Source organism: Pseudarthrobacter linnaei, assembly GCF_055412825.1.
This window is the reverse complement of the sequence record NZ_JBVAYX010000028.1, coordinates 14,277-37,433: the sequence shown is the minus strand read 5'-3', so window position 1 is coordinate 37,433 and position 23,157 is coordinate 14,277. Positions and strand designations below refer to the sequence as shown.

Annotated in this window: 25 protein-coding genes; 14 read left to right on the top strand and 11 right to left on the bottom strand. The window is 68.9% G+C overall.

Annotated elements, in window-relative coordinates; translation table 11 throughout:
• The first annotated feature begins 164 nt into the window (after window positions 1-164).
• From ACZYZ3_RS17340 to ACZYZ3_RS17330, 3 genes are all read left to right on the top strand, one after another.
• Entirely contained in the window at window positions 165-701 is a 537-nt protein-coding gene (locus ACZYZ3_RS17340; protein ID WP_463965039.1) for a flavin reductase family protein, read from the top strand.
• Window positions 702-737: 36 nt separating this feature from the next.
• Window positions 738-2,192 (top strand): 4-hydroxyphenylacetate 3-monooxygenase, oxygenase component, encoded by a 1,455-nt coding sequence (gene hpaB, locus ACZYZ3_RS17335; protein WP_463965038.1) that lies wholly within the window; start codon window positions 738-740, stop codon window positions 2,190-2,192.
• 192 nt (window positions 2,193-2,384) lie between these two features.
• Complete coding sequence (locus ACZYZ3_RS17330) at window positions 2,385-3,740, top strand: MFS transporter (protein WP_463965037.1); 1,356 nt, start codon at window positions 2,385-2,387, stop codon at window positions 3,738-3,740.
• 126 nt (window positions 3,741-3,866) lie between these two features.
• On the opposite strand, the gene ACZYZ3_RS17325 is transcribed toward ACZYZ3_RS17330, so the two are convergent.
• Window positions 3,867-4,406, bottom strand: a complete 540-nt coding sequence (locus ACZYZ3_RS17325) for a phosphoribosyltransferase family protein (protein ID WP_463965036.1) — start codon at window positions 4,404-4,406, stop codon at window positions 3,867-3,869.
• Between the two features lie 355 nt (window positions 4,407-4,761).
• Between ACZYZ3_RS17325 and ACZYZ3_RS17320 the strand changes: the two genes are divergently transcribed.
• Window positions 4,762-5,280, top strand: a complete 519-nt coding sequence (locus ACZYZ3_RS17320; protein WP_463965035.1) for a hypothetical protein — start codon at window positions 4,762-4,764, stop codon at window positions 5,278-5,280.
• A 105-nt stretch (window positions 5,281-5,385) separates the two neighbouring features.
• Here the strand turns inward: ACZYZ3_RS17320 and ACZYZ3_RS17315 are convergent, their stop codons facing one another.
• The 5 genes from ACZYZ3_RS17315 to ACZYZ3_RS17295 form a co-directional block, all read right to left on the bottom strand.
• A complete protein-coding gene (locus ACZYZ3_RS17315) occupies window positions 5,386-6,213 on the bottom strand; it encodes an alpha/beta fold hydrolase (protein ID WP_463965034.1) in 828 nt (275 codons plus the stop codon).
• Window positions 6,214-6,217: 4 nt separating this feature from the next.
• Window positions 6,218-6,547, bottom strand: a complete 330-nt coding sequence (locus ACZYZ3_RS17310) for a biotin/lipoyl-containing protein (RefSeq protein ID WP_056426240.1) — start codon at window positions 6,545-6,547, stop codon at window positions 6,218-6,220.
• Window positions 6,540-7,523 (bottom strand): alpha-ketoacid dehydrogenase subunit beta, encoded by a 984-nt coding sequence (locus ACZYZ3_RS17305; RefSeq protein ID WP_463965049.1) that lies wholly within the window; start codon window positions 7,521-7,523, stop codon window positions 6,540-6,542. The genes ACZYZ3_RS17310 and ACZYZ3_RS17305 overlap by 8 nt, the downstream gene beginning before the upstream one ends.
• A 115-nt stretch (window positions 7,524-7,638) precedes the next feature.
• Window positions 7,639-8,709 (bottom strand): thiamine pyrophosphate-dependent enzyme, encoded by a 1,071-nt coding sequence (locus ACZYZ3_RS17300; RefSeq protein WP_463965033.1) that lies wholly within the window; start codon window positions 8,707-8,709, stop codon window positions 7,639-7,641.
• 131 nt (window positions 8,710-8,840) lie between these two features.
• Entirely contained in the window at window positions 8,841-10,253 is a 1,413-nt protein-coding gene (locus tag ACZYZ3_RS17295) for an amino acid permease (RefSeq protein WP_463965032.1), read from the bottom strand.
• Between the two features lie 176 nt (window positions 10,254-10,429).
• Here ACZYZ3_RS17295 and ACZYZ3_RS17290 point away from each other — a divergent pair, with 176 nt between their 5' ends.
• From ACZYZ3_RS17290 to ACZYZ3_RS17265, 6 genes are all read left to right on the top strand, one after another.
• The gene (locus ACZYZ3_RS17290; protein WP_463965031.1) at window positions 10,430-10,903 is read left to right on the top strand and encodes an Lrp/AsnC family transcriptional regulator; all 474 of its coding nucleotides are present in this window, start codon (window positions 10,430-10,432) and stop codon (window positions 10,901-10,903) included.
• Between the two features lie 332 nt (window positions 10,904-11,235).
• Window positions 11,236-11,946: an NUDIX hydrolase gene (locus tag ACZYZ3_RS17285; protein WP_463965048.1), complete on the top strand. Its 711-nt coding sequence runs from the start codon at window positions 11,236-11,238 to the stop codon at window positions 11,944-11,946.
• The gene (gene nadA / locus ACZYZ3_RS17280) at window positions 11,943-13,256 is read left to right on the top strand and encodes a quinolinate synthase NadA (protein WP_463965030.1); all 1,314 of its coding nucleotides are present in this window, start codon (window positions 11,943-11,945) and stop codon (window positions 13,254-13,256) included. The genes ACZYZ3_RS17285 and nadA overlap by 4 nt, the downstream gene beginning before the upstream one ends.
• Window positions 13,253-15,106 carry an L-aspartate oxidase gene (gene nadB, locus ACZYZ3_RS17275; protein WP_463965029.1) on the top strand — a complete coding sequence of 618 codons (1,854 nt, stop codon included), beginning with the start codon at window positions 13,253-13,255 and terminating at the stop codon, window positions 15,104-15,106. Before nadA ends, nadB begins: the two co-directional genes overlap by 4 nt.
• Window positions 15,103-16,104: a carboxylating nicotinate-nucleotide diphosphorylase gene (gene nadC / locus ACZYZ3_RS17270; RefSeq protein ID WP_463965028.1), complete on the top strand. Its 1,002-nt coding sequence runs from the start codon at window positions 15,103-15,105 to the stop codon at window positions 16,102-16,104. The genes nadB and nadC overlap by 4 nt, the downstream gene beginning before the upstream one ends.
• Window positions 16,101-17,258 (top strand): cysteine desulfurase family protein, encoded by a 1,158-nt coding sequence (locus ACZYZ3_RS17265; RefSeq protein ID WP_463965027.1) that lies wholly within the window; start codon window positions 16,101-16,103, stop codon window positions 17,256-17,258. The genes nadC and ACZYZ3_RS17265 overlap by 4 nt, the downstream gene beginning before the upstream one ends.
• Window positions 17,259-17,371: 113 nt before the next feature.
• Here ACZYZ3_RS17265 and ACZYZ3_RS17260 read toward each other — a convergent pair whose 3' ends face one another.
• Window positions 17,372-17,755, bottom strand: coding sequence for a GtrA family protein (locus tag ACZYZ3_RS17260; RefSeq protein WP_463965047.1), 384 nt, complete (start codon window positions 17,753-17,755; stop codon window positions 17,372-17,374).
• Window positions 17,756-17,869: 114 nt separating this feature from the next.
• Window positions 17,870-18,544 (bottom strand): DUF1684 domain-containing protein, encoded by a 675-nt coding sequence (locus ACZYZ3_RS17255; protein WP_463965026.1) that lies wholly within the window; start codon window positions 18,542-18,544, stop codon window positions 17,870-17,872.
• 255 nt (window positions 18,545-18,799) lie between these two features.
• Here ACZYZ3_RS17255 and ACZYZ3_RS17250 point away from each other — a divergent pair, with 255 nt between their 5' ends.
• Entirely contained in the window at window positions 18,800-19,630 is an 831-nt protein-coding gene (locus ACZYZ3_RS17250; RefSeq protein ID WP_463965025.1) for a hypothetical protein, read from the top strand.
• Window positions 19,631-19,704: 74 nt separating this feature from the next.
• Entirely contained in the window at window positions 19,705-20,511 is an 807-nt protein-coding gene (locus tag ACZYZ3_RS17245; RefSeq protein ID WP_463965024.1) for a transglutaminase-like domain-containing protein, read from the top strand.
• Here ACZYZ3_RS17245 and ACZYZ3_RS17240 read toward each other — a convergent pair.
• Window positions 20,498-20,680, bottom strand: a complete 183-nt coding sequence (locus tag ACZYZ3_RS17240; protein WP_463965023.1) for a hypothetical protein — start codon at window positions 20,678-20,680, stop codon at window positions 20,498-20,500. The genes ACZYZ3_RS17245 and ACZYZ3_RS17240 overlap by 14 nt on opposite strands.
• Before the next feature lie 12 nt (window positions 20,681-20,692).
• On the opposite strand from ACZYZ3_RS17240, the gene ACZYZ3_RS17235 reads away from it, so the two are divergent.
• Together ACZYZ3_RS17235 and ACZYZ3_RS17230 are read left to right on the top strand one after the other, a co-directional pair.
• Window positions 20,693-21,094 (top strand): MFS transporter, encoded by a 402-nt coding sequence (locus tag ACZYZ3_RS17235; protein ID WP_463965022.1) that lies wholly within the window; start codon window positions 20,693-20,695, stop codon window positions 21,092-21,094.
• Window positions 21,095-21,140: 46 nt separating this feature from the next.
• A complete protein-coding gene (locus ACZYZ3_RS17230) occupies window positions 21,141-21,497 on the top strand; it encodes a cyclophilin-like fold protein (RefSeq protein ID WP_463965021.1) in 357 nt (118 codons plus the stop codon).
• A gap of 29 nt (window positions 21,498-21,526) precedes the next feature.
• Here ACZYZ3_RS17230 and ACZYZ3_RS17225 read toward each other — a convergent pair whose 3' ends face one another.
• Together ACZYZ3_RS17225 and ACZYZ3_RS17220 are read right to left on the bottom strand one after the other, a co-directional pair.
• On the bottom strand, window positions 21,527-21,988 hold the full coding sequence (locus ACZYZ3_RS17225) for a MarR family winged helix-turn-helix transcriptional regulator (RefSeq protein ID WP_463965020.1): 462 nt from the start codon (window positions 21,986-21,988) through the stop codon (window positions 21,527-21,529).
• On the bottom strand, window positions 21,988-23,118 hold the full coding sequence (locus ACZYZ3_RS17220; protein ID WP_463965046.1) for an LLM class flavin-dependent oxidoreductase: 1,131 nt from the start codon (window positions 23,116-23,118) through the stop codon (window positions 21,988-21,990). The genes ACZYZ3_RS17225 and ACZYZ3_RS17220 overlap by 1 nt, the downstream gene beginning before the upstream one ends.
• Window positions 23,119-23,157: the final 39 nt, after the last annotated feature.

Genomic DNA, 23,157 nt, shown 5'->3' with positions numbered 1-23,157 from the left:
CTAGGTGCGGGCGGCGGGGAGGCCCTGGATGCGCCATCCGGCCCTTGTGCTCCGCCTCACAGTGCGTTAGCGTTCTATATGGGAACTATCCGTTCGATTATAGAACTTTTATCGATGAGGCGCACCCCCAGCGACCAGCCGTCACGCACCGCAAGGGATCACTGATGATTGCCAAGCCCCGCACCGGGCCTGTCCCGGTTGATCCGGGCCGCACGCCCGGCGCGCGGGCCCACCACTTCCGCGGCAGCCTGGGCCGGTTCGCCACCGGAGTGGCGATTGTGACCTTTGACGGCGCCACGAAGCGTCATGGCATCACCGTCAATTCCTTCACGTCCGTGTCCATGGAGCCGCCGCTGGTGCTCGTGAGCATCGCCCGCACAGCGAAGGCCCACGACGAGCTCGCCGGCCGGCCGTTCACGGTCAACATCCTGGGCGCGGAGCAGCGGCACCTCGCGATGCACTTTGCCGGCCGTCCCGGACCAGAGCCGCTCTGGGTGGAGGGCGGAACGGCGCCGCGGCTCTCCCATGTGCTTGCCTATTTCGTGTGCCAGCCCTGGGCGGCGTACGACGGCGGCGACCACACGCTATACCTCGGTGAGGTCGTGGACTTCAACTACCGCAACGGCGATGCGCTGGCCTACGCGAACAGTACGTTCACCACCATCCCCGAGAGCCAGCTGGGCATGGAAGACCTGCTCTGATTTCGATTCAGCTCGACGCCGACTGGAGGAACAACCATGGGTATCCGTACCGGACAGCAGTACCTGGACAAACTCAACGCCATGACGCCCCACGTGGTGATCGACGGCGAGGTGGTCAGCGACAAGGTCGCCGAGCACCCCGCGTTCCGCAACGTGGCGCGCTCCTTTGCCAGGCTCTTCGACATGCAGCACGACCCGGCATACCAGGATGCGCTGACCTACACCTCGCCCACCAGTGGCGACCGCGTCAACGCCTCCTTCCTGGTGCCGAGGACCGTTGAGGACCTTGAGCGCCGCCGCCGTGCCATTTCGACCTGGGCCGAGTCCTCCAATGGCTTCCTGGGCCGCTCGGGCGACTACATGAACTCCTCGCTTACCGCCCTCAGCACGGCGGGGAAGTGGTTTTCGCAGGCCGATCCCAAGTTCGGCGAGAACGTCCGCAACTACTACGAGTGGGCCCGGGAAAACGACGTCCTCGCCACGCACACGCTGATCCCGCCGCAGGCCAACCGCTCCGTCTCCGGCTCCGAGCAGCTCGGCGGCCAACTCTCGGCCCGGATTGTCGAGGAGCGCGAGGACGGCATCGTCATCCAGGGCGCCCGGATGCTGGCCACCATCGCCCCGATCGCGGACGAGCTGCTTGTCTTCCCCTCCACGGTGCTCCGCGGCACGCCGGAGGACGCCCCGTACTCCTACGCCTTCGCCATCCCCAACGACACGCCGGGCCTGCGCTACCTCTGCCGCACGTCGCTGTACAACGGCGGCAGCATCCACGACGAGCCGCTCGCGTCCCGCTATGAGGAAATGGACGCCGTGGCGGTCTTCGACCACGTCTTCGTCCCCAACGAGCGCATCTTCATGCTTGGCAACCCGCAGCTGTGCAACGGCTTCTACTCCGAAACCGGCGCCGGCGCCCTCATGACCCACCAGGTGGTCACCCGTACCATCGCCAAGAGCGAGTTCTTCCTGGGCCTGGCCTCCGAACTCGCCGACTCGATCGGCATCGAGGGCTTCCAGCACATCCAGGAGGACATCGCGGAACTGATTGTCGACGTCGAAATCGGCCGGGCGCTGGTCCGGGCCTCCGAGGCGGATGCGGCGCTCAACGATGCCGGCGTCATGCTGCCAAAGTGGTCCACGCTGAACGCCGCCCGCAACTGGTACCCGAAGGTCGCCCAGCGCTTCCCGCAGATCATCCGCAAATTCTCCGCGTCCGGCCTGATGGCGCTCCCCGGCGAGGCGGACGTCAACAGCGACGCCCGGGCCGACATTGAGATGTACCTGCAGGGCAAGTCACTGACCGGCCCGGAGCGGGTGCGGCTGTTCAAGCTCGCCTTCGACGCCTCGGTCTCCGGCTTTTCCGGCCGGCAGTCGCTCTACGAGTACTTCTTCTTCGGGGATCCGGTCCGGATGGCCGGCGCCATGGTGAACAGCTACGACCGCGGGCCCGTCCGGGCCCGGGTGCGGGAGTTCCTGAACCGCACAGACTGACCCCGCAGAAAGGCTTTCCCGTCACTTTTCGGCGGCGGAAAAGCTTTTTTCCAGGGATGTGTGCCCTGTCACACATTTCATAGTAGTATTCTGAATACTAACTGACCGTTCGATCAGTAAATGCTAGAGGCATTCAGTTATTCGCACCGCACCCACCCGGGCAGAACCTCTGCCCCCAGCAACGGAGTTCCAATGACCGCAACTTCACGTGTCGATTCTGAGGCGGGCCCCAGCAGCAAGCATGAGGAACGCAAGGTCCTCGCGGGCACCCTGGTCGGGACCACCATCGAGTGGTACGACTTCTTCATCTTCGCCCAACTGACAGCCACACTGCTCTCGCCGCTGTTCCTGGCGCCCCTGAACGCCTCCAACCCGGGCCTGGCGCAGATCCTGTCCTTTGCCCTTATCGGCATCAGCTTCCTGTTCCGCCCGCTCGGCGCCATCGTCGCCGGCCACCTGGGTGACCGCCTCGGCCGCAAGGCCATGCTGGTCTTCACCCTGATCATGATGGGTGCCGCCACGGCGCTGATCGGCATGCTGCCGACCTACGCCCAGATCGGCGTCTGGGCTCCGATCCTGCTGATCCTGCTCCGCATTATCCAGGGCTTCTCCGCCGGCGGGGAATGGGGCGGCGCCGCCCTGATGGCCGTCGAGCACGCTCCCAAGAGCAAGCGCGGTCTGTTCGGGGCGTACCCGCAGATCGGTGTTCCGGTCGGCATGATCCTCGCCACCGGCCTGCTGTACTTCCTCAACACGTCCATGTCCAAGGAAGACTTCGCCTCCTGGGGCTGGCGTGTGCCGTTCCTGCTGTCCATCGTGCTGATCATCGTCGGCTACCTGATCCGCCGCGCCGTGGCCGAGAGCCCCGTCTTCAAGGAGATGCAGGACCGCAAGGAAGAGAGCAAGGCTCCGCTCGGAGAGCTCATCCGCAAGCACAAGAAGGCCGTTCTCTACTCGACGATGATCTTCATCGGCAACAACGCTGCCGGCTACCTGCTGATCGCCTTCTTCATCTCCTACGCCACCAAGTCCCTGAAGATGCCCGTCGCGCAGATCCTGCTGGCCACCACGCTGGCGTCGTTCGGCTGGCTGATCTTCACCCTGGTCGGCGGCTGGCTGTCGGACAAGATCGGCCGTGTCAAGACCTTCCTGATCGGCTACGGCATCGTCTTCACCTGGATGATCCCGATGTTCGCCCTGATCGACACCAAGAACATCGTGCTTTACGGCGTCGCGCTGTTCGTCCTGACCATCGGCCTGGGCCTGTCCTACGGCCCGATGTCCGCGATGTACGCCGAGATGTTCCCGGCGAACGTGCGCTACTCGGGCATTTCGATTGGCTACGCCTTCGGCGCCATCCTGGGCGGTGCGTTCGCGGCCACCATCGCGGAGGCCCTGCTGCAGGGCACCGGGTGGACCGGTTCCATCGGCATCTACATCATGATCCTCTGCGTCATCTCCGCCGCCGGCGTCCTGCTGGCCGGGGAAACCAAGGGCCGCCCGCTCGGCGTCAGCCACGGCGCAACGGATGAAGCGGCAAGGCACTAGCAACAAGCAAGCAAGACAGGACGGGCACGGGCCGCAAGGTCTGTGCCCTCCTTTTTAACCAACGCGGGGTCACATCGCGCCCATAAAGCGGCCCCGCATGGGCCGTATCTGACCCCGCGTTGCTGTTCAGGCCGGCCGGGCACCCAGCAGCCGGACGACGTCCGCGTCCCGCACCTGCCGGAAGGTGCGGTAATAGCTGCCGACGGCGCGGAACTGGCCGGGAATGAAGAGGCTTACGACGGCGTCGGTGATCTGCTGCAGGGACGCCTGTGCCTCCAGCGAGGCAACCGGAACCCCGACGACGACGGTTGCCACACCGGCCGCCCGCACCGCCTCGACGGCCGCCCGCATCGTCGCTCCCGTGGCCATCCCGTCGTCGGCCACGATCACGGTTCTGCCTGCCAGCGGCAGCCGCGGCCCCGGATACGCTCCTGCGCGGCGCTCCAGTTCCGCCTGCTCGATCCTCACCACCTCATCGAGGGCCGACTGTGGGATGCCCAGCTCAAGCAGCTCGTCTACAAAAGGCCGGTTCAGGACCCGCACCACCCGGCCGCCGACCGCGGCCAGCGCACCGAAGGCGGTTTCCCCGTGCCCCGGGAATCCCCAGCTTCCGGACCGGAAGCACGTCCCAGTCCAGCCGGAGCGCTGCGGCGGCCTCGGCGGCAACCGGGACACCGCCGCGGGAGAGGCCCAGCACCACGGTGCCCGGGCGTCCGCGGAACTGGGGGAGGGCGGCGGCCAGGAGCCTGCCTGCCTGCCCGCGGTCAGTAAAGCGCATGCCCATGGAGACCTTTTCCGGTTACACACCCCGCTGCCGCCAGCCTACGTCCGGCGGGGTAGCTGCGCGAGGCCGGTGCCGGGATTCGTCCTCGGGCAATTCCATCCATCCAGGGAATGGAAAAACGGCTGTAGCATGTCCGGGGTGCGGTCGGCCGCCCCGGCGGAAGAATCTCCGCGATGACCCTGCCCGGAACCGGGAGGCCCGCACGGAGACCGCACGCACGATCTTTGGGAGCCGAAATTGAACGTCATTAAGCTGCTCGCCCGGCTGCCTGCAGTCGTTGCCGTCACCTGCCTGGCGGCCGCACTGGCGGCCTGTGCCCCACCTGCCGCCGAACCGCTGAGCCCCAACATGGATCTTGACACCGCGAAACAGTCCACCCGCAGCCAGCAGGACGAACTGCTGTCGGTGGTCCCGCCGGCAGCCGTGTCGACGACGAGACAGACCGCCACGTCCCGCGCCCTCTTTGAGTGCGAGACCGGCGGCTACTACTGGCCGGGGACGATGAATGTTGTCCTCAGCGCGAACGCCGAGGGCCCGGCCTTGCTGGAGCAGATCAAGGCCGAATGGTCGGCCAAGAGCGGCTGGACCGTCAGGGACAAGACGAGCGTCAACGGCGACCCGGAACTGGTGATCGTGAGTGAGGAAGGCTACCGGCACTCGATCGAGTTTAACCCGGAGCGGCACGCGCTCCACGTTTTGTCCTCCTCCGCATGCTTCCAGATGGCCGGGACTCCCGAACCGGGCGTCGACTACTAGACCCCGGACCCAGGTCCCCGAAACCAACGCGGGGTCACTTCACGCCCATCCGCCTCGTTCGGATGGGCCGGAAGTGACCCCGCGTTGGTGTGAGGCTGGGGGAGATCAGACGCCCAGGAAGCTGATGGCCCCCTGCTTGAACGCACGGCTAGTGATGGCGTTGGTGTGGTTCCGGCCCGGCAGGACCAGCTGCTCGACCAGGGCGCCCGCCTTGGCGCCCAGCGCCGCGAGTTCCGGCATTGACGCGGCACGGTCGTCCTTTTCCCCGGCCACCAGCAGCATCGGCACATGCGGCACGGCCTCGGCGGGGTCGAACGGCTCGCTTTTGACGGCTTCCACGAGGGACAGCAGCGAGAAGATGTTGTTGCTCGGCAGCATCTGGGCCAGCTTCAGCAGTCCGGCGGTGGACGCGTCGGCGATCGGAGTGCCGTCGGCCAGGTAGCGCTGCGCGGCAACGAGGTCGAAGTCGGCCAGCGGATCGGAGACGTTGGGTCCGCCCAGGACCAGCCGGTGCACCAGCTCGTGCTGGGTGGCGCCGAACTCCCAGGCGAGCCGGGAGCCGAGCGAGTAGCCGATCAGGTCCAGCCCGCTGGACGGGTCGCCCTCGCGCAGGGGCCGGACTCCGGCGTCGAACGCGATCTGCAGCAGATCGGCGCGGATCCTGCTGGGCGTATAGGAGTCCATGTCCTCGGGGGCGCCGCTGCGGCCGTGGCCGGGCAGATCCACCGTGATGACGCGGCGGCCGGCCTCCAGCAGCGCCGCGAGCCAGCCGGTGTCCTCCCAGTTGAGCTTGGAGGAGGAGGAGAAGCCGTGCAGCAGCAGCACCGGGCGGAGCCCGGCGTCGGTTCCGGGCTCGTGCACTCCGACGTACAGCTGGGGGTCGGTACCCTCGACGGTGTGGGAATGCTGTTCGCCGGTGTGTCTGCCGCTCATGGTGTCAGTCCTCATCAAGTACGGCGCTCAGGCGGACCCGGCGCTTCGGTGCCTCTTCCTTCGGGACCGTGCCCACAATGCCGGCGGTGTTGTCCGGCACCTCAAACACAATCAGGGGCTCGCCGACATTGATCTTGTCGCCGGGCCCGCCGTGGATACGCACCACTTTACCTGCCTGCGGACTGGGCAATTCAACGGCTGATTTGGTGGTTTCGACCTCGACGAGGGGCTGGTTGCGCTCGACCTGGTCGCCCGGGGCCACCAGCCATTCCAGCACGGTTGCCTCGATCAAGCCCTCGCCGAGGTCCGGGAGCGGGAAGGAAATTTCAGCCACGTTTGTACTCCAATACTCGCTGGATCCCGAAGAGGATCCGGTCAATGTTCGGGATGTATTCGTCCTCCAGGTCTCCCGAAGGGTACGGGACATCGAAGCCGGTGACCCGTTCCACCGGGGCCCTGAGCGTGTCGAAGCAGCTCTGGGTGATCAGCTGGGCCACCTCGGCGCCCAGGCCTGAGGTGAGCGGCGCTTCATGGACGACGACGGCGCGGCGCGTCTTGCGTACGGAGGCGGCCAGTGCCGCGGCGTCGATCGGCTTGAGCCAGCGCAGGTCCAGGACCTCGATGTCGATCCCGTCCTCGGCGGCGAGCTCGGCCACCTGGAGGCAGCGGGCCACCATGGCGCCCCACGCGACGAGGGTCAGGTGCCGGCCTTCGCGCATGACCTTCGCCCCGGTGGGGGAGCCGCCGGCGGCATCGTGGCTGGCGACGTCCACCTCGCCCTTCTGCCAGTACCGCGACTTCGGCTCCATGAAGATCACCGGGTCCGGCCGCGTCGCGGCGTACTTGAGCAGGTGGTATGCCTCGTGCGGGTTCGACGGCGAAACCACCTTGAGGCCGGGGACGTGCGCGAAGAGCGACTCTAGGCTTTCGCCGTGGTGTTCGGGGGCCCGGATGCCGCCGAAGCTGGGAACCCGCAGGGTGATAGGCATCGGCAGGGTGCCGCGGCTGCGGTAGTTCATCCGGGCGATCTGGCAAACGATCTGGTTGATCGCCGGGTAGGCGAAGCCGTCGAACTGGACCTCCGGGATGGGGTGGAATCCGGCCATTGCCAGGCCCACGGACATGCCGAGGATGCCGGATTCAGCCAGCGGCGTGTCGAAAACGCGCTGTTCGCCGTGTTTGGCCTGCAGGCCGTCGGTGATGCGGAAGACACCGCCGAGCCGGCCGCAGTCCTCGCCGAAGATCAGGGTCTTCGGGTTTTCCGCGAGCACCTCATCGAGGGCCCGGTTGAGGGCCTGCTGCATGGACATCACGGTGGTGAGGGCCGCCGGTGTTACTGCGCTCGTGGCGGTGTTGTCGGCGGTGTTGTCGGCAGTGCTTTCGGCAGTGCTCTCGCCTGCTGCGTCTCTGCCTTCAAGAATCGAGTTAGACATGTTCGGACTCCTCGCGCCAGTTGGCGGCCTGGGCCTGCAGGGCAGGGGTGGTTTCCTGGAAGACCAGGTCAAACATTTCGGTGCCGGGGCGGGAGCCGAGCGCCTGGATGCCGGTGCGGATCTGTTCCTCCTCGGCCTTGGCCGCGGCGAGGGCCTCGGCGAAGAAGGCATCATCGGCGATGCCGTCGGCGAGCAGCCGCTGCCGGAAGCGCTCCAGCGGGTCGGTGCCGGCGCCGTCGCGCTCCTCATCGAGCGAGCGGTAGCGTCCCGGATCATCCGAGGTCGAATGCGGGCCGCGGCGGTAGGTCATGGCCTCGATCAGCACCGGGCCGTTCCCGGCCCGGGCGTGCGCGAAGGCGCGGCGGGTGGCCTCGACCACGGCGACGACGTCGTCGCCGTCGATCTGCAGCGCCGGCATGCCGTAGCCGGCGGCGCGGGCGGCGACGGAGCCGCCGGCCACCTGTCGTTCGGTGGGGACCGAGATCGCCCAGCCGTTGTTCTGGACGAAGAACACCACGGGGGCCTTCATCACCGCGGCGAAGTTCAGGGCCTCGTGAACATCGCCCTGGGAGGAGGCGCCGTCGCCGAAGTAGGTCAGCGCGACGCCGAGTTTGCCATCGGTGTGGGCAGCGTGGGTCCCGGCGGTGCCGGCGGACAGCGTCTGGCCGTGGGCCCAGCCGACGGCGTGCAGCACGGAGCCGGCGACGACGGCCTGGATCGGGGCGAGCCGGGACTCCAGGGGGTCGTACAGGCCGCCGTGCCAGGTGGCCTTGTGGGTGGACATGTACGCCACCATGTCAACGCCCATGGTGCGGGCCACGCCCATCTCGCGATAGGTGGGGAAGACGAAGTCCCGGGTGGTGTCCACGGCGTAGCCGCTGCCCACCTGGGCCGCCTCCTGGCCGAGTTCGGGCGCGTAGCCGGGGATGATGCCCTGGCGCTGCCAGGCGATGGCCGAGGTATCGAGGTGGCGGACCGCCACCATCAGCGAATAGAGCTCGCGGAGCTGGGCGGGAGTGAGCGGTTCGGCGGCATTGCCGGAAACCACGGGAAGTGTGTCCATCCCTGTGACCCTAGTCACCCGGCCATTGCTGTGCAATCAGCCGCCAAATCACTGACCAGACTGCACAAGAGTGCCAGCCGTGCCAGCGTCCGGCATTGCAGTTTGTGCAGTCTGGTCGGTTGTGCGGCCTGTTACTTCCCGGTGTCGGCGTGCCCGGTCTGCTCGGCCGGTGCCGTGCCGCGGTTGCGGGTGAGCCGGGCGCCGGTCCAGCAGGCCGCCGCGATGCCGGCGACCAGGATGATGGTGCTGACGAGCTGCTTGCTGCTGTCCGGGCTGCTGAAACCGACGGCGAAGATCAGGGCCAGGAGCACCAGGCCGAAGATCGTCAAGCCCGGGAAACCCTTCATCCGCAGCGGCAGGACGGTGCCGTCGCGGTCTGCCCGGCGGCGCAGGATCAGCTGGGACACCAGCGCGGAGCCCCAGACCATCAGGCAGGTCGAGCCGACCAGCTGGAACAGCGCCGGGAGGATCTTCTCCGGGAAGAGCAGCTCCAGCACGGCGGCCAGGAAGCCGAACGCCACGGAGACGCCGACGGCGAGCATCGGCACCCGTGCCTTATTGATCCGCGACAGGAAGCGGGGTGCCTCGCCGCGTTCGGACAGCGAGAAGACCATCCGGGATGCGCCGTAGAGGTTCGCGTTCAGGGCCGAGAGGAGCGCGACGACGGCCACCAGCGTGATGGCTGCCCCGGCGCCGGGGATGCCTGCGATGTCCAGAACGCCGGCGAATGGCGAGGCGAGGGCTTCGGAGGTGGAGGGAAGAACCGCGGCGATGACGAACACCGAGCCGATGTAGAAGACCAGGATCCGCCACACGACGGTGCGGATCGCCTGGCCCACGCTGTGCTGGGGGTTCTCGGTCTCGGCGGCGGCCACACTGACAATCTCGGTGCCACCGAACGCGAAGATCACCACGAAGAGCGCGGAAGCGATGCCGCCCAGGCCGGCGGGGGCGAAGTCGGCGGTGAAGTTGCTGAGGCCGGGGGACGCGACGTCCGGCAGCCAGCCCAGCAGCAGGGCCGTGCCGATGCCCAGGAACAGCAGGATGGCGGCCACCTTGAGGATGGCGAACCAGAACTCGAACTCGCCGAAGTTCTTCACCCCGGCGAGGTTGATCACCGTGAACACGGCCATGAAGATCAGCGACAGGGCCCAGACGGGAATAACCGGCCAGACCGTGAAGAGCAGGGCAGCGGCACCCAGGGCCTCGGCTGCGATCACCACCACCAGCTGCAGCCACCAGAGCCAGCCCACGGTGGCTCCCGCGGTCCTGCCCATGGCCTTGGCGGCATAGACGGAAAACGCGCCGCTGTTGGGGTTGGCCGCGGCCATTTCGCCCAAAGCCCACATCACGAGGATGATCAGCGTGCCGGCGACGAGGTAGGAGATGAGGACGGCGGGGCCGGCGGCCTGGACTCCGGCCCCCGAACCCAGGAACAGGCCGGCGCCGATGGCGCTGCCGAGTCCCATCATGGTGAGTTGGCGTGGCTTCATGCTGTGGCCGAGTTTCAGGCCTGGGCGCTCCGCGGTGGACTTCATTGTCATGCTTGCGAACCTTCGTGTGGTTTGGATCTCTCGGTCCTTATGGGACCTATTGAATTTACCGCTCCGGAGCGGGGTCGGGGCGCGCCGGCTGTGAGAGCATGGTGACAGTTTGTTGGTCCGGAACGAAGTTTCAGCAGCGTTTTGTGATGCCGGTGCGTCGGTAGGAGGAATATTCGATGGACATTGATGTTCTGGATGCGAAGATTGTCCGATTCTTCACCGATTCACCCCGGGCCTCCGTGCTGGAGGCCTCCCGCGTGCTGAAGGTGGCCCGCGCCACCGTGCAGTCACGGCTGGACCGGATGCAGGACAGCGGGGTCATCGGCTCGTGGGTGCCGCAGCCGGACCCGGCCCACTTCGGGTTTCCCGTCGTCGCGTTCTGCTCCCTGACGATCAACCAGGACCTGGGCCACGACGCGGTGGTCGAGGCCCTCGCGGCGATCCCGGAACTGATCGAAATCCACACCGTCTCCGGCAGTTCGGACCTGATGGCCCGCATCGCTGCCCGCTCCAACCCGGACCTGCAGCGCGTGCTGGATGCCATGATCGCCACCCGGACGGTCCTTCGCTCGTCCTCGGTGATTGTGCTCAACACCCACTTCCAGGGCCGCACCCTGCCGCTGCTGGAAGCCGCCGCCGCGGGACGGTGATCCCGGCACCCCCAGCCGTCACCCCCAGCCGTCACCCCCAGCCGTCACCCCCAGCCGTCACCCCCAGCCGTCACCCCCAGCCGTCACCCCCAGCCGTCACCCCCGGCCGGTGCACCGGCACCCCCCAGTCGGTGCACCCCTGGCCGGTGCACCCCCCGGACCGGGCACCCGGACGCGCGGGCGAATGGTGGGCTGCAACATTTTGCGCCGGGCGTGCGGAGTCGTAGAATTAGTTCTAGTCAATTTGACTATAACTGTGACGGCGGTCGGGCCGGACGGTCCGGGCAGTCCCAGGGGACCGCCCGGAGCCTAAGAATGCGGGGTGAATTGCCATCTACACCACAGCTGCCAACGTCGCCGAGCGCCAGCTCGCGCCGCCGACGCTGGCCATCTCCACGGTGATCTTCGCCCTCCGCCCGAGTGCGCGTTCCGGACGCCCCACTCTCTGGATCCCGCTGGTGTGCCGGATCCGCGAACCCTTCAAGGGACTGTGGGCCCTGCCCGGGGGTCCGCTGACCCACGCCGAGTCCCTGCAGGACGCCGCCTCGCGGAACCTGCAGGAGACCACCGGCCTGGCGCCCAGCTACCTCGAACAGCTCTACGCTTTCGGCGGCCTGCACCGCTCGCCCACCCAGCGCGTCGTCTCGATCGTGTACTGGGCACTCGTGCAGCCCACCGAGGCCGCGCTCGCGGACGAATCCGAAAACGTCCGGTGGTTCCGCGCGGACCGGCTCGGCGATCTTGCCTTCGACCACAACGCGATCATCGACTACGCGCTCTGGCGGCTGCGCAACAAGATGGCCTACGGCTCCATCGCCTACCACCTGCTCGGCGAGTACTTCACCCTGGCCCAGGTCCGGGAGGTCTACGAGGCCGTCCTGGACCGCGAACTGGACCCGGCCAACTTCCGCCGGCAGGTCAAGGCCACGCCCGAAATCGAAGAAACCGACCAGTACCTCCAGGGCGGCAAACACCGCCCGCCGCGCCTCTACCGCTTCACCGGCCGCCCAGGCCTTGACCCAGACAACAGGAGCACACCATGAGCAGCGTCAACACGGCCATCCAGCTGATCACGCGCGAACAGGCCGCCAGCAGCAGGGCCAAAGGCAGGGCAACAGCCTCCACCTGCAGCCAGGCGCTCGCCCGCGGCCCCTGGGACTATGACCTCGCCGAGGCCCTTGCCGGTGTGCCCGCCTACGGCCCCGGCGCCTCCGTCGCGGACGTCGCCCCGGCGTCGACCCCCCGGCAGGGCCAGCTGCCGGAGGAGTACAAGCGGGCGAGCGACGGCGAACTCGACGCGCGGATCCGGGCCGCCAAGGCAACGCTGGGGGACCGCGCCGTGGTGCTGGGTCACTTCTACCAGCGCGACGAGGTCGTGGCATACGCCGACTTCGTGGGCGACTCCTTCCAGCTGGCCAATGCTGCCCTCACACGGCCGGACGCCGAGGCCATCATCTTCTGCGGTGTGCACTTCATGGCCGAGACCGCGGACATCCTGTCCCGGCCGGAGCAGGCCGTGATCCTGCCCAACCTCGCCGCGGGCTGTTCGATGGCGGACATGGCGGACATCGACTCCGTGACCGAGTGCTGGGAACAGCTTGAGGAACTGTTCGGCACCGAGCCCGACGCCGACGGCCGGGTCCCGGTCATCCCGGTCACCTACATGAACTCCTCCGCCGCCCTCAAGGGCTTCTGCGGCGAGCACGGCGGCATCGTGTGCACCTCCTCCAACGCCGCCACGGTGCTGGAGTGGGCCTTCGAGCGCGGCCAGCGCGTGCTGTTCTTCCCGGACCAGCACCTGGGCCGCAACACCGCCAAGGCCATGGGCGTGCCGCTGGAGCAGATGCCGATGTGGAACCCGCGCAAGGACCTCGGCGGCAACGACGAGCAGGCGCTGCAGGACTCCCGCGTGATCCTGTGGCACGGCTTCTGCTCGGTCCACAAGCGCTTCAACGTCGGCCAGATCGAAAAGGCCCGCGCCGAATTCCCGGGCGTGCAGGTGATTGTGCACCCGGAATGCCCGATGGAGGTGGTGGACGCCGCCGATTCCGCCGGATCCACCGACTTCATCCGCAAGGCCATTGCCGCCGCGACCGAGCCCACCACGTTCGCCGTCGGCACCGAGGTCAACCTCGTCAACCGGCTCGCCGCGGAGAATCCGCAGCACACCATCTTCTGCCTGGACCCGGTGATCTGCCCGTGCTCCACGATGTACCGCATCCACCCCGGCTACCTCGCCTGGGTCCTGGAGGCGCTGGTCCGGGGCGAGGTGGTCAACCGCATCACGGTGGAGGACGCCGTCGCCGCCCCGGCAAGGGTCGCCCTCGAGCGGATGCTGGCGGCGCGGCCGTGACCAGGCCCCCGCGTTTAGTGGTGGTGGGCAGCGGCATTGCCGGGCTGTACGCCGCGCTGCTCGCCTCCGACGCGCTCCTGGACGGCGGGCCGGCCAGCGAGGTGGTGCTGCTGACCAAGGGAAGCCTCGAGCAGAGCAACACCTTCTATGCCCAGGGCGGCGTCTCGGCCGTGCTCACACCGGGCGAGGCGGCGCCGGGGGATACCGTGGCGGCCCACATCGCCGACACCCTCGCCGCCGGCGCCGGCCTCAGCGACCCGGAGGCCGCCCGGGTCCTGTGCGCCGAAGCCGTCCGGGACATCGCCGGCCTGCGCCGCTACGGTGTGCACTTCGACGCCGGACCCGGCGGAGGCCCGGCGCTCGGCCTCGAGGCGGCACACTCCGCCGCCCGCATCCTGCACGCCGGCGGGGACGCAACAGGTGCCTGCATCGCCCGCGCCCTCGTCGCCGCCGTCCTGGGCCGCGCCGCCCAGGGCCGGGTGCGGGTCGAGACCGGCGCCTTCGTCACGGACCTGCTCACCGAACACCCCCGCCGGGGCCAGGACGGCGGCTCTCGCGCCACCGGCGTCACGGACCTGCTCACCGAACACCCCCGCCGGGGCCCGGGCCGCCCCGCACGGGTCACCGGCGTCGCCTACCTGGCCAACGGACAGCCCCGGCAGCTGGACGCCGACGCGGTGCTCCTGGCCACCGGCGGTGCCGGACGGCTCTTCGCCCGGACCAGCAACCCCGGCGTCGCCACTGCCGACGGCCTGGCCCTGGCCTGGCGGGCGGGGGCCGCCGTCCGGGACCTGGAATTCTTCCAGTTCCACCCCACCACACTCGCGGGGGACGAGATCCCCGGGGGTCCGCCGGCGCTGCTCATTTCCGAGGCGGTCCGCGGTGAAGGCGCCGTCCTGCTCGACGCGGCCGGCTACCGCTTCATGCCGGACTACCACCCGGACGCCGAGCTGGCCCCGCGCGACGTCGTCTCCCGCAGTATTGCCCTGCACCTCGCCGCGGCCGGCGCGTCGGCGGACAGCCCCGTCTTCCTGGATGCCCGGGGAATCGAAGCCGTCCGCGGCCCCGGATTCCTGGCCCGGCGCTTCCCCACCATCACCGCGGCCACCCGCGCCGCCGGGTACGACTGGACCACGCAGACACTCCCGGTCTCCCCGGCGGCCCACTACTGGATGGGAGGCGTGTCCACCGACCTCTGGGGGCGGACCTCGGTGCCGGGACTGTACGCGGCCGGTGAAGTCGCGTGCACCGGCGCCCAGGGCGCCAACCGGCTGGCGAGCAATTCGCTTCTGGAAGGGCTGGTCTTCGGCCGCCGCGTGGTGGAGGCCTTCCTTGGCGGGGTGGACCCTGGACCGTCTCCGTCGGCCTCAGCCGCCGGTGCCAGGGACGAGCTTCCCGCTGCCGAGACGGGCCAGCGAAGTGTCCCGTTCAGCCGGGACGCCCTGCGGAGCCTCATGACCGGTGCGGCCGGGGTGATGCGCACCGGGGCCGAACTCGACGCCGCCGCCGTCCGGCTCGCGGTGTGGGCTGCGGCCGTCACCGCGGCCCCCGGTGTTCGGGACCGGGGGGAGGGCCTTGACCAGTCCGGCCACGAGGACCGGAACCTGCTGCTGGCCGCCCGGCTGCTCGTGGCAGCGGCGCGGAGGCGGACCGGGTCGGTGGGCGCCCACTACCGCGCAGATTTTAGCCCGGCCGAGCCTGACCCCGCCGAGCTTGTCCCGGCCGGCGCGGACCCCGCTGCCGCCCGCCCTGCCCTGCTCGCGGCCCCCGCCCGCTCCACCCCGCCGGCCGGCGCGCACGGCCACCGCCATGCCACCGCATCCCGTCCGAAACAAAGGATCCCGTCATGACAGCACCCGCCGCGGCCCGCCAGGGCGCCCTTCCGGCGTCGGCGCTCGCCGGCACCCTGCCCGCCGCCGCCGTCGACGCCGTGCTGCGGGCGGCCCTCGACGAGGATGCACCGTACGGTGACATCACCTCCCAGACGCTGATCCCGGCGGATGCGCGTGCGACGGCGGTCCTGGCCGCCCGGGTGCCCGGCGTGCTCAGCGGCGGGGAGGTGTTCGCGGCAGCGATGAAGCTCACGGACCCGGACGCCGCCGTCGAACTCCTGGTGGCCGACGGTGCCGCCTTTGCCGCCGGCACGGCGCTTGCGAGGGTCAGCGGGAACGCCCGGGCCGTGCTGCTCGCCGAACGGGTCGCCCTGAACCTGGTCCAGCGGATGAGCGCCATCGCCACCAGGACAGCGGAGTTCGTCGCCCTCGTGGACGGCACCCGGGCGCGCATCACCGACACCCGCAAAACGACGCCGGGGCTGCGGGTGCTGGAGCGGTACGCCGTCCGCTGCGGCGGCGGAGCCAACCACCGCTTTGGTCTCTCGGACGCGGTGCTGGCCAAGGACAACCACCTGGCCGTCCTGACCGGGGGAGACCCGTCGAAGCTCACCGCGGTGCTGCGGGAGGCCCGGGCCCGGCTCGGGCACACGACGCACTTCGAAGTGGAGGTGGACAGCATGGACCAGATCGGACCGGTGCTGGCCGCCGGGGTGGACACCATCATGCTGGACAACTTCAGCCTGCCCGAGCTGGCCGCCGGGGTGGCGCTGGTGGCCGGCCGCGCCCGGGTCGAGGCCAGCGGCAACGTCAACCTCGCCACCGTGGCGGGCATCGCCGGCACCGGGGTGGACGTCATCTCGATCGGCGGACTCACCCACAGCGTCGCCGCCCTGGACCTGGGGCTCGATATTGAGCTGGGGTTCGGTTCCGGGCCCGGGCTCGGCGCCGGACAGGGCCGTGCACCCGGGACCGGGCAGGCCAGCGAACCGCCGGCCGGCCAGGCGGCGCCATGATCTTCCTCGACGCAGCGGCCACCACCCCGGTCCGCCGCGAGGTGCTCGAAGCGATGTGGCCGTTCCTCTCCGGGGAGTTCGGGAACCCCTCGAGCCACCATTCGCTCGGCGACGCGGCCGCCACGGCGCTCGCCGGGGCCCGGGCAGCAACGGCCCGGGCCCTGGGCTGCCGCCCGGGCGAGGTGGTGTTCACCTCCGGGGGCACGGAGGCGGACAACCTCGCCGTCAAAGGCATCGCCCTGGCCCGCCGGTCAGCGGACCCGCGGCTGGACCGGGTGGTGATCAGCGCCGTCGAACATCCCGCCGTGGAGGAGTCGGCCCGCTACCTGGAGCGCGTGCACGGCTTTGCCGTCGACGTGGTGCCGGTGGATGCCTGCGGCCGCGTCACCGGAGAAGCCCTCGCCGCCGCGCTCCGGCCCGAGACCGCCCTGGTCAGCATCATGTACGCCAACAATGAGGTGGGCACGGTGCAGCCGATTGCCCGGCTGGCCGCGCTGGCCCGCGCGCAGCGAATCCCGTTCCACACCGACGCTGTCCAGGCCGCCGGCTGGCTCCCGCTCGACACCGCAACACTGGGCGTAGATGCCCTGAGCATCTCCGGACACAAACTGGGGGCGCCCAAAGGCAGCGGGGCCCTGTTCGTGCGCAGCCGGACCCGGCTGGAGCCCGTGATCCACGGCGGCGGGCAGGAACGCGGCCGCCGGTCGGGGACCGAGAACGTGGCCGGGGCCGTAGCCCTCGCGACGGCACTCGCCCTCGCCCGGAACTCCCAGGGGGACCGCGCGGCACACGTCGCCGCCCTGCGCGATGACTTCATCCGCTCCGTACAGGCCCAGGTTCCGGGTGCGGTCCTCACCGGCCATCCGGCCGAACGGCTGCCCTCGGTCGCCTCGTTCTGCTTCCCGGGGACCAGCGGCGAATCCGTGCTGCTGGAGCTCGAACGGCTGGGAGTCCTCTGCTCCAGCGGCTCGGCCTGCGCGGCGGGTTCGGACGAGCCGTCCCCGGTGCTGCGGGCGATGGGCATCGAGCCGGAGATTGCCCAGACCGCGGTCCGCTTCAGCTTCGACTCCACCATCACGGCGGCGGAACTGGAGGAGGCGGCGGCCGCGGTCCGCACCGCCGTCGGCAGCGTCCAGGCGCTCGGCGCCCCCTGACCGCGGCGCCCCCTGCCCCCGTTGCCCTGTCACTTAATGCTGTTCCGGGGCCCTCCAGGGCACGTTATCTGATAGCGCAAACGGGGGTATCGGAGGGGCGGGGTGCGGAAGGCCTAGCGGTGCCGGGCGCGGCGGAAGATCCAGTGCCGCAGCAGGGTGAAGCGCACGGCCGTGGCGGCGAAGCCGGAGAGTGTGGTGGTCCACAGCTCGTCGGCGACCGTGGCAGCGGGGTTGATCCAGTGCAGGACGCCGAGGCTTCCACCGGTGATCAGCAGCGCCACCAGGATCACGATCAGGCCGTTGAGATGGTCGCGCTTCATCCGGTGGCGTTCGGTGACCTTGAAAGTCAGCCGCCGGTTCAGGGCCGTGTTCATCAGCGACGTGAGGATCAGGGCCGTCGCGTTGGCCGGCTGTGAGCCGAGGTGCGGCCGCAGGAAGGCATAGAGCGCCAGCGATGTGGCCGTGCAGACGATGCCGACGGCGGTGAACCGCAGCAGCNGCGGGCAGGCGGCACACCATGAGCAGTGGCAGTGGCAGTGGCAGTGGCAGTGGCAGTGGCAGTGGAAGGAGCGGGGGCAGGGGTGTGCTGCTCGAGCTGGGCATCCATCCGCTCAGTACAGCTCGCCTACAGGGATCTCCACGGCCAGGCGGTTGGAGGGGCCGGGTAGAGGGCATGCCCACGCCTCGTTGTAGGCGCAGGACGGGTTGTAGGCGAAGTTGAAGTCCACAACGAACTCGGCCTCCGGGCCGGACCCCTGCACGCCGTGGAAGGCGCCCTTGATCGTGTCCAGCAGGTAGCGGCCCGCGCCGTAGCTGCCGCCGGGCTGCCCGGCGGTGGCATCACGGAACGGCACGAAGATGCCGCCGCCGTAGCCATGGAGCTTCCACACGCCGAGCTGGCCAAGTTCCGGCAGGTCGAAGGTGCCCAGCCGGACAAACCGGACCACGCCGTCGGTGCCGGTCTCGACGTTCATTTCCCGCCCGGCGCCCTGGCTCGTCAGTGGGATGTGGAAGCGGTAGATCGGATCGTAGTCGGCCGTCTTCAGCCCGGCGAAGCTGGACTTGGCGGCCGCCGTGAGCGGCGACGCGGGGTGCGTGCCGAACATCCGGTCCCGCTCCTGGCGCCAGTAGGAATGCGCCTCGGCCGGATCCTCGGCCGCGATCTTCCGCACGTTGGCGTACAGCGCAAAGGTCCTGAGCCGCCAGTCCGCGATGTCGACGGTGGAAATGTCCGCCTCGCCGCCCAGGGCACCGAAATCCGTCGAGCCTAAATTCTGATCCGCCATGTCCCCAGCGTAACCCGCTTTCCCTGTGGCGAACCGCGCTTCCCGCGGCGGGTCCCCGGCCCCGTCCGGCCCGGACTCCGCCGCCGTTTTCCCGGGCACGACGACGGCACCTGCCTGCGGGGCCGCGGCACCCGGACGACAGGGAGCCGGCTGGTCGCCGTCACGGAGGCAGCGGAAACCCTGCCGGGAACGGGGCTTCTACGAAACGCTGATCCGGGAACTCCGGGCGGCCCGAAGTCCCGTTACGCTGGCACCATGACTGGGACGGATACCTTCCGGCGGACTTCGGCCCGCGGCGTCAGCATCGCTGCGACCCTCGCGTTCGCCGTCGCCGCACTCTCCGGCTGCAGCACCGAAGGCAGGGACGCCCCTGCCTGGACGGCCGGCGGCACCCCGAGCGCCAGCGCCGGCGGGACAGGGGCCCCGGCCGATCCGTCCGCGGGCAGCACGGCGCCGGGTTCGTCCCCGGGGTCCACCGCGTCCGGCGCGGCGGAACCCGGCTCGACGGCGGCGGCCTGGAAGGTGTACACCGACCCGGCGAAGACCGTCAGTTTCGAGCTCCCGCAGGAGTGGATCGCCCAGTCGGTGATCCCGGAGCCGGGAACCCTGCCCGGCGCCCTCAAGATCGAGGTCAAGGACGCCAAGGGCGGCTACCTCGCCACCCTGCAGACCGGACTTCCGCCCAGGCCCGCCCCGGCGTGTTCGGACGAGACCGCGAAACCCTACGTCGTCGTCAGTAGTGTCCCGATGGACCTGCCGCACCGCAGCGCCGACGGCACCATCGACCCGCGGGCGGTGTACCGGGTGATCCAGGGGTACAAGTACTTCGGCTCCTACGGCATCACCAACGTTGTTGGCGGCGCGGCAGGAAAGTCCTGCGTGCTGCAGAACCTGGTCCGCGGTCCCGAGGGCAAGGGGGACTACTCGTTCGCTGACCTGATGGAGCTGAAGGCGTTTGCCCCGGATGAGAAGGTCGCGCCCGCCCAGGCCTTTGACACCCTCGACCAGGCGGCCAAATACGTCAACGAAGGCTCGGAATTCGCCAACGTCCAGCGGATGCTAATGTCTCTGGAGATCAAAAACTAGTCCCGCACCGCCCGCACACACCCGGGCCGGGAGCGGTGACGTCACCCGCCGTTACCCTCACACCCCGGAGAGACATGGAACGCTCTGTAGCCGCCCGCATGGCCTTCAAGACCGTGGCCGACACAAAGGTTGCCCTTGCGGTTTCCGTGGCACGCAATCCCGGCTACAGCGGGTTCGTGGAGTCCCTGTCCGTGACCTCCGGCGGCGAGGATGTCCCGCTCACCGAACTCTCTGACCACCACGGCGGGCGCTTCCACTACATGGAGTTCGCTGACCCCACCGAAGTGCTCGTGGAGTACACGGCCACCGTCACCGGCCTCGCGCTGCCGGAGGAACCCCGGCTGATGGAACTCATCCGCTACGTCCGGCCGAGCCGTTATGCCGAGTCAGACCGGCTCCTGCCGACGGCCTACGCGGAATTCGGCGGCCTGCAGGGCACCGAGCTGGTGCACGCGGTGCGCAACTGGGTGTTCAGCGAGCTGCGCTACATCAGCGGATCCTCGCGGGGGACCGACGGGGCCGTCGAGACCTTGCTGCACCGCCGCGGGGTCTGCCGCGACTTCGCCCACCTGGCGGTCTCGCTGCTGCGCGCCAAGGACGTTCCCGCCCGGCTGGCTGCGGTGTACGCCCCGGGACTGAGCCCCATGGACTTCCACGCGGTGGCCGAGGCCCACATCAACGGTGCCTGGTACATAATCGACCCCACGGGCCTGGCGCCGCGCGAGAGCATGCTGCGGATCACTGCGGGCCGGGATTCCTCGGACACCGCGTTCCTGTCGACCGTGGGTGGCAGCCTGTCGCTGACGCAGTTCAGCGTCACCGCCATCGTCGACGGCGACCTGCCGGCGGAGGACCCGGAGAAGCTGGTCACCCTGCAGTAGGGATACTGCCGGGGACCGGGTTGGCGGGTTCCTCTTTTGCCTGGGTCGCGGCCCAGCTGGCGAGCAGCCGAAGGCCATCCTCGGACCGGGAGCCGGGCTCGTCGCTGTAGGTCATGACGGTCAGACCGGGTGCCGCCGGGAGCTCCAGCGCGTCGTAGTGCACCTCCAAGTTGCCGACAATATGGTGCCTGGCGTACTGCTGGCCGGCGTCGTGATGTGCATGATCGGTGCCGGGGGCCTCCTCGCCACAGGCTTACTGCAGCTGCCCCTGACCGCCATGATCGCCTCCCTGCTCACGATGGTGAGCGGGGTCGCCGTGACCACACCACCGGCAACATCACTCGCGATGGCAGACTACCCGCACCTGGCTGGCACCGCGTCGTCGCTGCTGGGCCAGGCCCGCTTTGCTTTTGGCGGCCTCGCCGCACCCCTGGTGGGTCTCGGCGGCCCTGGCACCGCATTCCCACTCGGCGTCGTCACTTTCGCCGCCTGCCTCGCAGCCGGGCTTACCTACATGGCAACGATGCGACGCCGGGGCCCGAAGCCGCCGAGGCAGCCCATCAGCGCACCACAGGGAAGTTGACTAACGTGCCCGGACGCCGCATCCTTTCGCGGACGGAACTTCCGACATGCGGATTCACATCATTGCCGGCGAGACGGTCCTGCTGGCCACCCTCCCCGACACTCAAACAGCGCGCGATTTTGTTTCGCTCATGCCTCTCACCCTGACCCTCACCGACTACGCAGGGACAGAGAAAGTCAGCGATCTGCCCCGCCGGCTGGCGACTGCAGACGCGCCCCCAGGCACCGATCCGGCCGCCGGAGACATCACCTACTACGCGCCGTGGGGCAATCTGGCGATCTTCTACAACGACTTCGGATACTCCCCGGGACTGGTACATCTCGGACGCATCGACTCCGGTGTGCGGGAACTCAGCAGCCTAGCCAACAACCGCGAGGTGACCATCGAAATCGCGGGCGATTGACGGACCGCCGCAAAAAACCCCGCGGGTTGTCAGCGCGCTGCCACCGACGCCCGCAGCTTCTCTGTCAGACGCAGCAGCTCCCGCTGCTCGGCGGCCGTCAGTGCCGGAACCACCAGGGCGGCGATGTCGCGGACGTGCTCCCGGCCGATCTGTTTCTGGAGCTCCCAGCCAGCCTCGGTGAGCTTGACCAAGACGCCGCGGCCGTCGTCAGGAGCTGGCATGCGCTCCACCAGGCCGCGCTTTTCGAGGCGCTCCACCAGCCGGCTGAGGCTGGACTGGCTCAGCAGCACATGGTCGTTGAGCTCGTTCTGGCGCAACCAGCCGGAGGGACAGCGCGAGAGCGTAAACAGCACATCGTACTCGTTGATAGCGAGGCCCTTGAAGGCGGGACCTGCCTGCAGCCGGCGCATGACCGCCACCTGGGCGCGGAACAGGGATTCCCAGGTTTCCGCGGCCAGGCGCACCGGCGACTCGGATGTTTTCGTCGACATCACACGCCCTGGGTGCCGGTGTGGCTCGCGGCGTCGCTGGAGGACTGACCGGCGGATGCCAAGGAGGCGGCGACGCGGCCGGCGTGGGTGGGCGGTTCCGGGATATGGGCGGGGGTCTTGTCGGCGTATTCCTTGCGCAGGACCGGCAGAACCTCTTCGCCGAACAGGTCCAGCTGTTCCAGCACGGTCTTCAGCGGCAGGCCGGCGTGGTCGATGAGGAAGAGCTGACGCTGGTAGTCGCCAAAGTACTCACGGAAGGTCAGCGTCCTTTCGATAACTTCCTGCGGGCTGCCGACGGTCAGCGGCGTCTGCGAGGTGAAGTCCTCGAGCGAGGGGCCGTGGCCGTAGACCGGGGCGTTGTCGAAGTAGGGGCGGAACTCCTTGACGGCGTCCTGCGAGTTCTTCCGCATGAAGAACTGTCCGCCGAGGCCCACGATCGCCTGGTCGGCCGTGCCATGGCCGTAGTGCTCGTAGCGTTCGCGGTAGAGGCCGATCAGCTGCTGGTAGTGCTCCTTCGGCCAGAAGATGTTATTCGCGAAAAAACCGTCGCCATAGTAGGCCGCGACTTCCGCGATCTGCGGCGTGCGGATCGAACCATGCCATACGAAGGGGGCGACGCCGTCGAGCGGACGCGGCGTAGAGGTGAAGTTCTGCAGCGGCGTGCGGTGCTTGCCGGACCAGTTGACGGCGTCCTCGTCCCAGAGGCGGCGCAGTAGGCTGTAGTTCTCGATCGCGAGTTCGATCCCGTCCTGAATGTTCTTGCCGAACCAGGGATAGACGGGGGCAGTGTTCCCGCGGCCCAGGACCAGATCCACGCGCCCGTCGGCCAGGTGCTGGAGCATGGCGTAGTCCTCGGCGATCTTCACCGGGTCGTTGGTGGTGATGAGCGTGGTGGCCGTGGACAGGATGATGCGCTCCGTCCGGGCGGCGATGTAAGCCAGGGTGGTCGTGGGGGAGGAGGAGAAGAACGGCCGGTTGTGGTGCTCGCCCAGGGCGAACACATCCATGCCTATTTCCTCAACCTTTTGGGCGATCGCCACGGACGCCTTGATACGTTCGTGCTCCGTGGGCGTGCGGCCCGTGGTGGGGTCGGTGGTGATATCGCTGACGCTGAATACGCCGATCTGCATGATGTGCCCTTCCATGGCCGGAGTCTTCCGGGACCTGGT